Genomic DNA, 14499 nt, shown 5'->3' with positions numbered 1-14499 from the left:
TTCTTTAAGATTAAAGGTGTAAGTCATACAGTTGACAATATCGTTGACAATTATGTTATATCTATCTATATTTATAGATTCATAACAAATATATGAAATACTTTATTTACAAAGGTTTAAGTGCTAATTTTAGTTATTAACATATAATAAGATATAACTATTTTAATACTCGGCGACTCCACAAATTACTTTTCAAAGTAATCGAAAAGCCCATAAATCTAAGTATTTGTGGGCTTTTTTAATTATTCTAATACTACACATACATAGCCAAGATGATTAAGGCAATCAACAATACTTTTGGTGGCTACAGTGTCGCCTTCTACTCGCAATATTTTGTCACAGTCTTCTAAATCAAAATTGACTGTATAGTTTGGAAATAGCCTGTTCATAATGTCAATAATATGAATTGAATCGGATATCATTTGAACATTAGTTTTAAAAACTTCTATCATAATCATTACTATTTTAATTCTTTAAAAAATAATTCTAAAACGGATTGTAGGATATTCCAACTTTAAAATAGCCTTGCATCTCATCTTTTTGATCATAAACGTAGTTATTGGTTCGCTCGCCTCTTTCTGTAATTCTGGTGTTTACTATGGTATTGGCTCCAACCTTAAACATTACGATGATTTTAGAAGTAATATGATATTCGTAGGTCAATCCCGATTTCAACTCTAACTGATTCAACTCATAAATTCCGTTTAATCTTGATGTATTTAAATTGAGGTAATAATTTTCTGAATTTAATTCTGTACCAAAAGAAATTCTACCATTTTCTAACAGTTCTCTTCTAAACAAAAGACGTTGTGGAAGTATAAAATCAATATCCCATTTCGAATTTTTAAATTTATGATTGTAAGTAAAAAGTGGTGTAATTGGTACTATAGACGATGGATCTAAAATTACCAAAGCTCCTACCGTTATTGTTGTATTGGCATTTTTTTTCAGTACAATATTGGCAGAAACAAATCCCTTAAGACGTTGAAAATTTTCATGGTTGGCTTCAACAGTTGCTGTGGCATTATAAATTACTGGCTTTTTAAATAATGTCGACATATAAGTGGCGCTTAATGCTCCGGCAAAATAATGAAAATCTTGTTTACCATTAGAAAAAGGTGCCTCTGGATTGGTGCTGAAGGTTGGCCCAAAATCATACGATTCATATTTATAGCGTAACGAACTGGTTAAGATAAATCGCTTGGATTGCGATCTATAGAAAGGCATATTAAAAGCAAATTTCAATCGGTTGTGCTCATAAACGCTACCTTCAGCAAGCGTTTCATCAAAAAGTTTCGAATCGAAATTTGTTGCAGCCAATTGCTCGTATTGCACATCAAAAATTCGAGTAGTAGGAAACTTATCGGTGATCGCTTTACCAAAAGTTTTCATTGTAGTTTCTTTATCTTGTGCTAATAACTGTAAAGAAGTACCAATTAATAGTGCCGAAATGATTTTTACTTTCATATATCAATATAGAATTTGAGGTTTATTACTATCTGAATTTGAAAGCAAATGTAATTTAGATTTTCACATCTCAATACGATAATTACACTAACGGCTTATCATTTATACCAATGGCGTTCACATAATTTTGTACTTCAAACAATTAAAAATTATAATATTAGACTATTTTTGTCGTTATGAAAATCCTAAAAATATATCAAAACTTCTTTCTTAGAAACCTCATCATAAACGTTGTTATATTCGGAATCATTCTTGTTTGTGTTTATGATGAAGTAAAATTGGAAGGCCACAACTTATCCTATATTTTACAAAAGATAGCTTTAGGTTATTTTCCGTGTATTATTTGGATAACTGTTTTTAATGTGTTTATAATTAAACCGTTTTTATTTGAAAAAAAGTTTAAGATTTTCTTTTTGCTTCTACTAGTTTATTGGACACTATTTTATTTTTTCATGAGTTGGTTTTTCCCTTATGTTGGCCTCGGAAAATTTAGAACATTATCAATTTTATCATTAGTTGTAAACGGAATTGTATTTTATTTCTTGCATATCATAATAACTAAGAAAGTTTCACAAACCGACAAAGAAATCATCAATTTCAAATCGGAACTTTCCTTTTTAAAACAACAACTCAATCCGCATTTTCTGCTCAATGCCATGAACAATTTGTACGGAGAATCCTTAGCCGAACCAGACAAATTGCCAGATCGAATCTTGAACATTTCGGATATGCTGCGGTATCAAATTGAAGCAACGAAAAAAGATTTGGTAGCCTTAAATGATGAAATAGATTTTGTTAAAAAGTACATCGAATACTATACGTTTAGAAACGAACGCCTTAGTATTAAAGAAAACTATGAAGGTTCATTTGATGCTATCGAAATTCCGCCTCTATTCTTTTTACCTTTAGTAGAGAATGCTGTAAAATTTTCTGCTGAAACCGAAAAACCATTTATTATTTTAGATTTAAAAATAAAGAACAGAAAATTATCTTTTTCGTTAAAGAATAACTTTCTCGAAGCTGGCTCGCGACTATCAAGCACCGGAATTGGAATTGAAAACCTCAAACGACGATTGGAAGTTTATGGACTAAAACATGAGCTACAATGTGAGAAACAAAAAGATATTTTCACCATAAAATTAAATATATGGGACTTACCTACCGTTGCCTAATCATTGACGATGAGTCACCAGCCCACAAAGCATTGGCATCACATATTGATAAAATGGATGATCTGGAAAATTGTGGAAGCGCTTACAATGGTAAAGAGGCGCTAAAAATGCTCAATGAAAACAAGTATGATATCATCTTTTTAGATGTCAATATGCCACTAATTTCTGGTGTAGAACTACTGGAAATGCAACCCAACAGACCGATTACTATTATTACAACGGCTTATTCTGATTTTGCTCTTTCTGCCTATCAAAATGATGTTATTGATTATTTAATGAAACCCATTTCATTCGAAAAATTCTCCAAAGCAATCGATAAAGCCAAGACTTACTATTCTGGAATAGGTGTAAAAAAAGAAAAAACTACGACAGTTAAATCGCTTTATTATAAGTTTAATGGTCAAATGACTGAAACCCTTCTAGATGATATTATTTTTATAGAAAGTTTAGGTAACTACATGAAACTGTACAGCACAAAAGTCAAATTACCAATTATAATTTACGGTTCGTTATCTGGTATTGCAACCCAATTAGACGCTTCAATATTTCTTCAAGTGCATCGGTCTTATATACTAAATACCAACAAAATTATGACATCAACAACCCATTCGGTGACTATGATTAATGATAAAATCATTCCAGTAGGGCGAAAATATCAAATACTACTTGATAGCTTTTTAAATAGGAATTTGAGGTGAGCGGTGAATGGTTAATGGGAACGCAGATGACTCGGATGTGACGGATTTACGCGGATTGTCTTTATTTACTTTTCTTTTCTTGGTTCTCGATATAATTTTCTGTTTTAGAACATTGGTATAACAATCATAAAAAAAGTCCATTAATATTTTCTTTATAGGTTTGTCCAATTGGTATTTTATGAACATCAATCAAGATCCTATTGCCTTCTATTTGTTTGATTTTATTTTTTGCAACTATAAAGGATTTATGAGTTCTTATAAAATCTAATTTTGGGAGTAACTTTTCAAAATCTGAAATTTTTTGTGGACTAACAATCATTTCATTCCTTAAATACACTTTGGTAAAATGTCCGTAAGCTTCTATAAATAATAAATCTTCATAATGAATTTGATGATGCCTCTTATCACCTTTTAAGAAAAAACTATTAGCATTTGGTTGCGTTTCAATGGTTGAAAAGGTAGCTGTGGTTTTCTTATTTTGAGTAGTGTCAATTGTTTTGTTAATTGCTTTAATAAAGCGCTCAAAACTAAATGGTTTCAGCAAATAATCAGAAATGTTAAGTTCATAACCTTCTAAAGCAAATTCTTTGTAGGCTGTAGTAACTATTATTTTGGGTGGATTGGAAAGTGTTTTTAAAAAATCGAAACCAGAAAGTTTAGGCATGTTAATATCCAAAAATAACAAGTCAACATCATTTTCATTTAAAAACTGCATCGCTTCAAAGGAATTATAGCAGTTTCCTTTCTTTTCCAGATGTTGCAAATTTTCGCAATAGTTTTCAATAATGCGATGTGCTATGGGCTCATCATCTATGATTAAATAGTGAATCATATTGTTTCTATTTTAAGCTTTAATTTATATATAGTATCTTTAATTTCAATCTCAATTTTGTGTTTATTAGGATATAATAATTTTAACCGCTGTCTTAAATTGTCAATTCCAATACCTACAGTTGTATTAGATTTTCGTGCTTCAAAGTTATTTTCAATGTCAAAATAAATTACATCAGTAGCAATTTTTATATTAATATGGATATAAGCATCTTCTGTTAAGCTTTCTACTCCATGTTTAAATGCATTTTCTAATGGGATAATGAATAATAAAGGAGCAATTTGACAATTCATATCTTGAGAATGATTAAAAACAATAGCAACCCTTTTTTGATAGCGTATTTTATGCAATTCAATATAGTTCTTTATATAGTCTATTTCATCCTTTAACGGTACTACATCTTCTTTTCCCATATAAATGGTATACCGCATTATATCAGATAATTTTAAAACAACATTTGGTGCATCATCAGATTTCTCTAATACTAAACCATACAAATTATTTAAAGTATTGAAAAAAAAGTGCGGATTAATCTGGCTTTTCAATAAAGATAATTCTGCTTTAGCCTTTTTTGATTCCAAGGTTTTCAACCATTTCCATTGCTGGTAAAACCAAATTAAAAGCAATACAAAAAATGGAGTGATCAAGATGATTTTAATCTCTTTTTCTTGCTGGAAATAACGGTTCAAATCATCAATATAGACTCTTATGTAGTAGAAATATCCTAGAGCTAAAACGTAAAACACAATTGTTATCAAGGCATATTTCTTAAAATACAAAGGTGCTATTATGGAGAAAAAACACAATCCGATGCCTATAAATCCGACAAAGGTTATCGGATTGTCAATTATTTTAGAGTTCACATCGTTTATAATAATCATCAAAAAAATAAAAATCAATGCGACTAACTTCAAGCTAATGGCTTTATGTTGTTTTAAGAATGAAAAATAATGAATAGGCAATGATATCAGCAACCAACTAAAAATAAAACTCAATGCATTTGCCAATAGTGATGAATTGTCAATATGAATAAAATCAAAGTATAATAAAATAACTACCAGTATCCTATGAATTAATAATCCATATATAAAGGCTTTGTACTTTTTAAGAAATGTAATCATGCTTCAAAATTAATAATAATTGTCTTCTCTTGCATTACAATATACACCAACTCACTTAAAAGTAGCGCAAACGCCATTCGTTATTACTTCAAATAGATTTGTGTACACTTATAAATCGTATAGGACTATTTTCTATGCGTTCATGACAAATACTTTACTACGTTTTAGTTTACCAATATGTTTGCTGAAAATTATAAACATTAAACTTAAAAATTATGAAAACCCATTTTAAAATTATGCTTTTAATGCTACTTGTAACCATGCAAAACCTAAAAGCACAAGAACAAGAAAGCGAGTTAAAACCAAAAGAAAAGAATGATCTTATTGCTTCAATAAAAACAAACCTTGAGGATTCCTACATTGATTTAGACCTATCAAAAAAAATGATCATTGAGTTGGATAAGAATGTAAATTCGAACAAGTATAAGAAGATCACAAGTCCTTCCGAATTTTCTAAAAAAATAACTGAAGACTTGCAACATGTTAGTAATGACTTGCATCTAAAAGTTCAATTTGAACCGAAGCGTATTGCAAGAGAAAAGCTGGCTGTTTCTGAAGAAAAGCAATTGGAAATGGAGAAAAAAACGGCTATGCAAATGGCAGAAATTAATTACGGATTTACAGAAGCAAAAATACTGGAAGGTAATATTGGCTATTTAAATTTACGCCTGTTTGCAGATGTAAAGTATGCCAAGGAAACTGCTACTGCTACTATGAATTTTTTGAGTAATAGCAATGCAATAATTATTGATTTACGTTCAAATGGCGGTGGCGTTCCAAGTATGATGCAATTAATATCAAGTTACTTCTTTGATGAAACACCTGTTTTATTAAGTGATTTCTATGAACGAAAAACAGACACAAAAACTCAATTGTATACGCTCGCTAATGTGAATGGAAAACGAAGCTCGAACAAACTAATTTACATTTTAACGAGTAAACAAACTTTTTCAGCTGCAGAAGCCTTTGCCTATACTTTAAAACATTTAGACAAAGCTATTGTAGTAGGTGAAGTTACTAAAGGAGGTGCAAATAGAACAAAACGAATTAATCTAAACGACGCATTTACAATATCGGTACCTTACATCCAATCCATTCATCCAATTACAAAAACAAACTGGGAAGGAAAAGGTGTGCAACCAACTATTGAAACAAATGAGAAAGAAGCTTTTGTATATGCATACATTGACGCTATTAATAAAACTGGCCTAAAAAATAAAGAGACTATTTTAAACAAAATTGGTTATACTTTTCTTAAAGAAAAATCTGTTGATGATGCTATCATAGTATTTCAAGAAAACGCAAAACAATTTCCAAATAATGCTAATGCTTGGGATAGTTTAGGTGAAGCCTATGCAGCAAATCAGGATAGCGAAAACGCATTAAAATCATACAAAAAAGCTTTAGAGATCGATCCAAGTCTAGAATCAGCAAAAGCAATGATTCAAAAATTAGAAGGTAAAAATTAACTATTTAGCTACTAACTTTAATGGACTAATTAGGTGATTTAAGTCCTTCCTATTCAAAAAAAACCTTTGTAAAAAATTGATTTACAAAGGTTTTTTTTGTTATAAACTTTTCGTTTTCATAGGTTCTCGATACAATTTTGCTCCATTGCATTCCACAAAATCACTCGAAGTGACGATAGTGTGAATTAGATGAAATGGTTTTCATGGGTTCTCGATACAATTTGTTTTCATGGGTTCTCGATTAGCTACGCTCAGTTCGGCAAAAGCCTCGGGTCAATTTTCTGTTTCAAAAACTGGCGTTTTTAAAACAGAAAATCACTAGAAGTGAGGTTGGTGTGAATAAGATTATATGTTTTTCATGGGTTCTCATCAACAAAAACGTCTACTTTACTCTACCGTCACTTCGAGTGTTTTCTATAAAATTGCGACTAGCTATTTTATAGAAAATGTATCGAGAACTTAGAATTACTATTCGTTTTTATAGGTTCTCGATTAGCTACGCTCAGTTCGGCAAAAGCCTCGGGTCAATTTTCTGTTTCAAAAACTGGCGTTTTTAAAACAGAAAATCACTAGAAGTGACGGTGGTTTGAGTAAGATGATTGGTTTTTTATAGTTCTCGATTAGCTACGCTCAGTTCGGCAAAGCTTTGGGTTTATTTTGGTTAATTGCAATATGCAAAACTATTCAAAAATTACTTTGTAAACTTTGTTGGATGATTTATCACATTGATAATTATTTCTCTGTCTATTGCTAAGTACTTTGCTAGTTCATCAATTGTTATTAATTGATGTTTTTCTTTTTTTAACAATAGTTTAATGTCTTTTACAATGTTTCGACATTGTCTTTCTGATTTTCCTGTTATGATTTGAATATCATTCGGCGTGATGCACACTCTTGTCATGGCGTATAATTTAAGTTAGTACTTTTTTTTAAGCTTATTTTAAAGTAAGCTTGGCTTGTATGTGAGTTATGTACGGCTTATGTATGACGTATGTATGACGTATGTATGACGTATGTATGACGTATGTATGACGTATGTATGACGTAAGTATGACGTAACTATTTTTTTATAACACTATTATTTCGTGTTTTATTGCAATTGTCCTCGAAATAATTTTTGTTACTAAAACAAATTTATATAATTTTTTATTACAAAAACAAGCAATTTCGGCAATTTTAGACATTTTTAGACATTTTCGGAATTTTTAGACCCCTGACAGTCATTAGCTTACTGAAATTTGCCTTAGCTCTTAGGAACTAATTCGCGATTATTGCTTCTAACTTTATGTTGTTTGTGCTTCAAAAATTACTGTTTCAATAAGAGAATTTTTAAATTTAAATTTTATAGTTATGGCTAAAGCAGCTGGAATGATCAAAATTGAAGGAACGGTAGAAGATTTAACGTTCTACAAACAAAACGGAAAGAATTTTGTTCGTAAAAAAGGAGGCGTTTCGGGTGAACGCATTAAGAATGACCCAAATTATGTTCGTACTCGTGAGAATAACACCGAGTTTGGACATAGTGGTTCTTCGGGTAAACTATTGCGTATGGCAATGGGTAGTTTGGTTTTTAAAGCCAAAGATGGAAGGTTGTCTAATCGTTTGTTGCAAATTATGTCGCGTGCTAAAAACATGGACACGGTTTCGGCGAGAGGTTTACGCCAAGTGGGAATTGGTATTGTTACTCCAAGCGGCAGGCAGTTGCTTAAAGGTTTTGATTTTAATGCCAATGCGCCGCTGAATGGTGTTTTGTTTGCTCCTTTTACTTTGGACACTGCTACTGGTGTTTTTGGTATTACGGATTTTATTACTGCCGAGCAATTGCAATTTCCGGAAGGTGCGACGCATGTGAGTTTACAGAGTGCGGTTTTGGCCATTGATTTTAGCACTGAGGAATCTGAATTGGCTTATAGTAACATTGTAAACTTGCCTATTAGCTTGACTCCTTCTACCCTAGCCTTAACGCCAACGAGTGTGCCGACTGGAACTGGATTGCAACTCTTTTTACTGACTATTTCGTTTTTTCAAGAGGTGAATGCCGTGCAGTATTCTTTGCGTAATGAGGAATATAATGTGCTGAATGTTGTGGAGGTTGTTTAGGTTTTAGTGGTCAGTGGTCAGTGTTCAGTGGTCGGTTGTCTTTTTATTTGGCACGCGGATTTCATGGATTTACGCAGATTCGTTTTCCTTTTTGTGGTTTGCAACTTGTGTTACTTGACTGTTTGTTTGTTTAAATCTGATACTGGAACTGTAATGTTTTATACGCCAAATGCTTTTTATGTTCGCTTATTTTTAAACTCCTGATTGCAGTTTTTGGACTGTGGTTGGGAGTTTTTTATTTTCTTGAAAATCAGGTAAAAATACGTGTATGTAGCAAATATTAATTATTTATTTTTACCCTTATTGTATTATCTGTCAAACGTTTAAAATTTAGTCCATTATTGAAAAAAGGGTGTTTTTCCCCTTGTTTACATTTAGTTTACTAGTTAGATTTGGAGACAGATGTTAAGATTTTGTTTTTTGGATAAAAACTAGAATGACTATTATAAAATTAATCAACTAACATAAAACGAAAATGTATGAGTAAAAATTTAATCCAATTAATCGCATTACTATTGTTGTTGTCATTGGGATCCTGTTCTACTTTTAGTGAAGTCCACTATTTTAAAGACAAAGTAGGCATAACAGATAACAAAAGTAAAAAGTCTGTTTCTAACTATTATAGAGTTAAAATTAAAGGCTATTCTTTCTTATCGAGTTCACGATATGTTTCTGGTTATTTTAATCAAGATGCGGTGAATTTATATTTTAATGAAATTTCGCAACCTGTAAATGGAAAGTTGTTCAACACTACTTCTGTAACCAATGAAAATGGCAATGAACTTGTATTAATTTTTTCTACTAATGCTAAAGCAATCTCTGACCAAATTGGTAATATTTCGAAAAATCAAACTATTCTTAACTCTATGGCTCAATTGACCCAGAAAGATAAAATAATTGAAGCTGAAGAAATCAAAGATGAATTAAGCACGGTTGATAGTGAAATTCAAACTTTTATCTTGAACACCGACCTCTATTTAAAAAATATTGAAACTAAATCGGGTGATGAGATAAAAAAAGTTATTGAGCAGTATACAAAAACACTATTAAACTAAACTACCATGAAAAATATACTACTACTCCTTACTTGTATTTTTCTTTTAAGCGGTTGTGCTAGTGCCTTAAAAGTTGAAGTTCAAATAGCTGATCGCGATAAGATAATTGAAAAAGATAAAACTTTTATAAAAGAAAAAAATTATGAAAGTAGCATCGAAGGTTTACAAAAATTTATTAAAGATTGGCCTTCAGAAGATGTTCTAAAGTCAGTTTTTTCATTTACTAGCAGAAAAATGGGAGCACCATTGGACGAAAATGTTAAAAACGCCTACACAAATGTGCTTTCAAATAAAATTGCAGAAATTGAAAAACTTAAAGATGATGCCATAGCAAGTTATCAAAGCAATAACTTAGAATTGACCGAAATCAATTTAAACACTGCCACATTTAAAATTGAAGATTTAAAAAATCTATTAATAAGCTATAACGTACTTATTCCATCCAATGTAGTTGAAAATGAAGACATAAAAAAAATAGCTACTACAATTACCTCAACCAAAGAAACAATAGAAAGCGGAACAGAGCGCACACGTTTCCCTATTTTGGGTGATGAATTGGCTTCTTTCATTGCACAAAAAGAACAGGATAAAATATGGAAAAGCGTATTTAATAAAACGGTTTCTGGTAACTTTTTGGGAAATTCGGACATAGCAATGATTTTGAGATCAAATCCACCGGAACGCGAAATGCGAAGTGGCGACTACAACAACAATTTCACCATAAAAGGAGTTAGAAATGATGCTGCTGATGCCTCAAATGCCTTAATTACAGGGTTAACTCAAACACTAAATTTTATAGCTAACACTCAAGGAATACCAACAAACATTACAACTCCTTCTGTTGACAATCCTGTTCCAGTAGAAAATCCGTTAATAGTAGGAATTACTGCCGATACCAGAAAATTAGCCTTAAAAAAAGAGAAGCTTAAAAACTACCGAAAAATGCTAATTGACAAAATTCTTTTAGAAAATGTTTCATCGGGTACTACTGATGCAGAAATACAAGCATCCGCTAAAAGAATTAGTGATTATTGGGAAGCTTTAAAAACAGAATTAAATAAACCTTGATATTATGGAAACAAATGAAATTTATTTATTAAAAAAGAATATGCAATTAGAAAATGAAAATTTTATTGTAAAAAAAGGTACTTATTTAAAGGTTGTTGGCTTGCATGATGTGTCTGATGATTTAATCCCAACTAAAGTAGTAGTTCAGTTTGATAAAATTAACGGACATTATTTAATAAACGAAGTAGACTTTAAAAACCAACTAGAAAACAATTCTTTATATCCAATAACGGCACCAAAATACCAAATAAATGATTGTGTAACTCATCAAAACCATGGAAATGGTACAGTAACCTTAAGCAATTATGACAAAATTTTGAAGACTTATTTGTACACAGTTAAATTTAAAACTGGTTCCTTAGTTGTTTTAGAAAATGATTTAAGAAACTGCCAATAAAATAATTTAGCCAAAATGCGGAAAACCGTAAAACAAATAGTTTTGCGGTTTTTACTTTTGTAAAAAACACGTAAAACTACGTGTAAATACTATTGTTAAAATGGATTATATTTGGTAGGTTTGAACAATACTTAATAAACACATATACACCAAATTCAACCCTTAATGGCAGCGGAACAAAAACAAAAATTAGAACAACAACTCTGGAACATTGCGAATACCCTACGTGGCAAAATGGATGCCGACGATTTTAGAGATTACATACTAGGCTTTATCTTCTATAAGTACTTGAGTACCAAAATGGATCTATATGCCAACGAAATATTGAAACCCGATGGTTTGACGTTTCAAGAAATTGAAGGTCACGCCGATGAAGCGGTGTTGATGGAAGAAATCAAACAACTAGCTTTAGATAAATTAGGGTACTTCTTAACGCCTTCTGAATTGTTTTCTGAATTGGCACGACGTGGTAATGCTGGCGGAAAAAACAACTTTATTCTTGGTGACTTGGCTAAAGTGTTAACGCATATTGAGCAAAGCACGATGGGTTCGGAAAGTGAAGAAGACTTTGGCAACTTGTTTTCTGATTTGGATTTGACTTCTCATAAATTGGGAAAATCCGAAAGCGATAAAAACGAATTGATTGTAAAAGTGCTGGTGCATTTAGACGAAATTGATTTTGATTTAGAGAATACCGATAGCGATGTACTGGGCGATGCCTACGAATATTTGATTGGGCAATTTGCGAGTGGTGCAGGCAAAAAAGCAGGTGAATTCTATACACCTCAACAAGTGAGTAGCATTTTGGCTCAACTGGTGACAGTGGGCAAAGACCAACTGAAAAGTGTGTACGACCCAACTTGTGGCTCGGGTTCGTTGTTGTTGCGTGTGGCTAAAGAAGTGAAAAACGTGAGTGCTTTTTACGGACAAGAAATGAACCCTACCACGTATAACTTGTGCCGTATGAACATGATTATGCACGACGTACACTACAAGCGATTTGATATTAAAAACGAAGATACGCTGGAACGCCCACAACATTTGGATATGCGTTTTGAAGCCATTGTTGCCAACCCACCTTTTTCGGCTAATTGGAGTGCCAGCCCTTTGTTTATGAACGACGACCGTTTCTCTGCTTATGGAAAATTGGCACCGAGTAGCAAAGCCGATTTTGCTTTTGTGCAACACATGGTGCACCAGTTGGATGATAACGGAACTATGGCGATTGTATTACCTCACGGCGTATTGTTTCGTGGCGGTGCCGAAGGACACATACGCGAATATTTGATAAAAGACAAAAACTATTTGGATGCCGTAATTGGATTGCCTGCCAATATTTTTTATGGTACTGGCATACCAACTTGTATTTTGGTATTGAAGAAAAAACGAACCACAACTGACGTGCTATTTATAGACGCCAGCCAACATTTTGAAAAGGTGAAAACCCAAAACGTATTGCGAACCGAAGACATTGATAAAATTATTAGCACTTACGAAAACCGGACTAATGAGGATAAATATTCTTGTGTGGTTACACTAGAAGGTATTGCCGATAATGATTACAACCTAAACATACCACGCTACGTAGATACCTTTGAAGCCGAAGATGCTATAGATTTAACTGCCATAACCCAAGAACTGCGCGAACTAGCCACACAAGGCAAAACTACCGATGCTACTATTGCTGCTTTTTGTGCTGAATTAGGAATTGATACCCCATTTTAAGATGAGCAAGCTAAGTAACATACCACAATTGCGGTTTAAGGAGTTTGAGGGAATTAATAAAGATATTTCATATAGAAACCATTCATTTAAAGATATTTTTCAATTTTCTACAGGTAAAAATATTAAACAAAATGAAGCTTCTACTTTTTTTGAAACCCCATGTGTTAGATATGGAGAGTTATATCATATGTATAACGAAGTTATTTGTGAAGTTATTAATAAAACAAACCTAGATAGATCTGAACTTCTTTTTAGTAAAGGTGATGAAATTTTACTTCCTTCTGCAGGTGAAGATCCTTTAGATATTGGCTCTGCTTCTGCACTAACTATTGAAAATGTCGCAATTGGAAGAACTATAAATATTTTAAGACCATTTAAGGAAGGTATTTATTCACAAATCTATGTTTCATATTACATCAATGAAAAATTAAAAAAGAAAATATCAAAATTAGCTAAGGGTTCGAGTATAAGTAATGTATATAATTCTGATTTAAAAACATTGGAAATAATACTCCCAACACTACCCGAGCAAGAAAAAATAGCCTCGTTTTTAAGTGCGATAGATGAAAAAATACAGCAACTTACTCGCAAAGCGGTATTACTAGAACGGTACAAAAAAGGCGTAATGCAACAATTGTTCTCGGGCAAATTGAGGTTTAAAGATGAGAATGGTAAGGAATATGCGGATTGGGAAGAGAAGAAATTGGGTGATGTAGCAAGAATTACTACTGGTTCTTCTAATCGTCAGGATTCAAATTTAGATGGAGAATATACTTTTTTTGATAGATCCCAAGATATTAGAACAAGTAATATATTCTTATTTGATGCAGAAGCAATAATTGTTCCTGGTGAAGGACAAGAATTTATTCCAAAATATTTTATAGGAAAATTTGATTTACATCAAAGAACCTATGCAATTATGGATTTTGGTGAAAATAATGGCAAATTTTTGTATTATTATATTGGGTATAATTCAAATCATCTTAATTCTCATGCAGTTGGTTCAACTGTAAAATCATTAAGATTACCAATGTTTGAAAAAATGCCAATTAATTTTCCATCAATTCCCGAACAGCAAAAAATCGCAGGATTTTTATCGGGTATAGATGAAAAAATAGTTGTTGTTCAAGGCGAATTAAAGAAAATGCAAGGGTTTAAAAAAGGGTTGTTGCAGCAGATGTTTGTTTAAAAAAAATATAGAAATTATGGAAGATAAAAAAATTATGGATTATGTAGTTATTGATTATAATAACACCTCTTCAAGTTTACGAAATGAAGTGCTGGAATATATTAAAAAAGGTTATGTCCCACTAGGCGGTTCTACATCGGTCTATAGAGGTAATGGTGTTAACTATTACATTCAAACAATGGTTAAATATGAATAATAAACTTTTC

14 protein-coding genes are annotated in these 14499 nt (G+C 31.9%); 10 read left to right on the top strand and 4 right to left on the bottom strand.

The window, feature by feature from the left end; genetic code table 11:
• Positions 1-486: 486 nt before the first annotated feature.
• Positions 487-1467 (bottom strand): DUF6268 family outer membrane beta-barrel protein, encoded by a 981-nt coding sequence (locus LG45_RS10315; protein ID WP_035126912.1) that lies wholly within the window; start codon positions 1465-1467, stop codon positions 487-489.
• A gap of 452 nt (positions 1468-1919) precedes the next feature.
• On the opposite strand from LG45_RS10315, the gene LG45_RS10310 reads away from it, so the two are divergent.
• A complete protein-coding gene (locus tag LG45_RS10310; RefSeq protein ID WP_240471870.1) occupies positions 1920-2639 on the top strand; it encodes a sensor histidine kinase in 720 nt (239 codons plus the stop codon).
• Positions 2615-3337, top strand: coding sequence for a LytR/AlgR family response regulator transcription factor (locus LG45_RS10305; protein WP_035126908.1), 723 nt, complete (start codon positions 2615-2617; stop codon positions 3335-3337). Before LG45_RS10310 ends, LG45_RS10305 begins: the two co-directional genes overlap by 25 nt.
• Before the next feature lie 124 nt (positions 3338-3461).
• Here LG45_RS10305 and LG45_RS10300 read toward each other — a convergent pair whose 3' ends face one another.
• Positions 3462-4169: a LytR/AlgR family response regulator transcription factor gene (locus LG45_RS10300; protein ID WP_035126907.1), complete on the bottom strand. Its 708-nt coding sequence runs from the start codon at positions 4167-4169 to the stop codon at positions 3462-3464.
• On the bottom strand, positions 4166-5290 hold the full coding sequence (locus tag LG45_RS10295) for a sensor histidine kinase (RefSeq protein ID WP_035126905.1): 1125 nt from the start codon (positions 5288-5290) through the stop codon (positions 4166-4168). The genes LG45_RS10300 and LG45_RS10295 overlap by 4 nt, the downstream gene beginning before the upstream one ends.
• 215 nt (positions 5291-5505) lie before the next feature.
• Here LG45_RS10295 and LG45_RS10290 point away from each other — a divergent pair, with 215 nt between their 5' ends.
• Complete coding sequence (locus tag LG45_RS10290; RefSeq protein WP_035126903.1) at positions 5506-6759, top strand: S41 family peptidase; 1254 nt, start codon at positions 5506-5508, stop codon at positions 6757-6759.
• Between the two features lie 691 nt (positions 6760-7450).
• Here LG45_RS10290 and LG45_RS16285 read toward each other — a convergent pair.
• Positions 7451-7660, bottom strand: a complete 210-nt coding sequence (locus LG45_RS16285; protein WP_081932069.1) for a hypothetical protein — start codon at positions 7658-7660, stop codon at positions 7451-7453.
• Between the two features lie 449 nt (positions 7661-8109).
• Between LG45_RS16285 and LG45_RS10285 the strand changes: the two genes are divergently transcribed.
• The 7 genes from LG45_RS10285 (at position 8110) to LG45_RS10255 (ending at position 14489) form a co-directional block, all read left to right on the top strand.
• Positions 8110-8859: a hypothetical protein gene (locus LG45_RS10285; RefSeq protein ID WP_035126902.1), complete on the top strand. Its 750-nt coding sequence runs from the start codon at positions 8110-8112 to the stop codon at positions 8857-8859.
• Positions 8860-9338: 479 nt separating this feature from the next.
• A complete protein-coding gene (locus LG45_RS10280) occupies positions 9339-9914 on the top strand; it encodes a hypothetical protein (RefSeq protein ID WP_035126900.1) in 576 nt (191 codons plus the stop codon).
• 6 nt (positions 9915-9920) lie between these two features.
• On the top strand, positions 9921-10982 hold the full coding sequence (locus tag LG45_RS10275; protein WP_035126898.1) for a hypothetical protein: 1062 nt from the start codon (positions 9921-9923) through the stop codon (positions 10980-10982).
• A gap of 4 nt (positions 10983-10986) precedes the next feature.
• Positions 10987-11379, top strand: a complete 393-nt coding sequence (locus tag LG45_RS10270) for a hypothetical protein (protein WP_035126897.1) — start codon at positions 10987-10989, stop codon at positions 11377-11379.
• Positions 11380-11544: 165 nt separating this feature from the next.
• Complete coding sequence (locus tag LG45_RS10265) at positions 11545-13104, top strand: type I restriction-modification system subunit M (RefSeq protein ID WP_035126895.1); 1560 nt, start codon at positions 11545-11547, stop codon at positions 13102-13104.
• Position 13105: 1 nt separating this feature from the next.
• A complete protein-coding gene (locus tag LG45_RS10260) occupies positions 13106-14293 on the top strand; it encodes a restriction endonuclease subunit S (RefSeq protein WP_035126894.1) in 1188 nt (395 codons plus the stop codon).
• 16 nt (positions 14294-14309) lie between these two features.
• Positions 14310-14489 carry a hypothetical protein gene (locus LG45_RS10255; protein WP_035126893.1) on the top strand — a complete coding sequence of 60 codons (180 nt, stop codon included), beginning with the start codon at positions 14310-14312 and terminating at the stop codon, positions 14487-14489.
• Positions 14490-14499 lie beyond the last annotated feature (10 nt).

Source organism: Flavobacterium aquatile LMG 4008 = ATCC 11947, from assembly GCF_000757385.1.
In the GTDB taxonomy this organism is placed as follows: domain Bacteria; phylum Bacteroidota; class Bacteroidia; order Flavobacteriales; family Flavobacteriaceae; genus Flavobacterium; species Flavobacterium aquatile.
The sequence above is the reverse complement of the archived record's forward strand: the minus strand, read 5'-3'. Positions and strand labels throughout refer to the sequence as shown.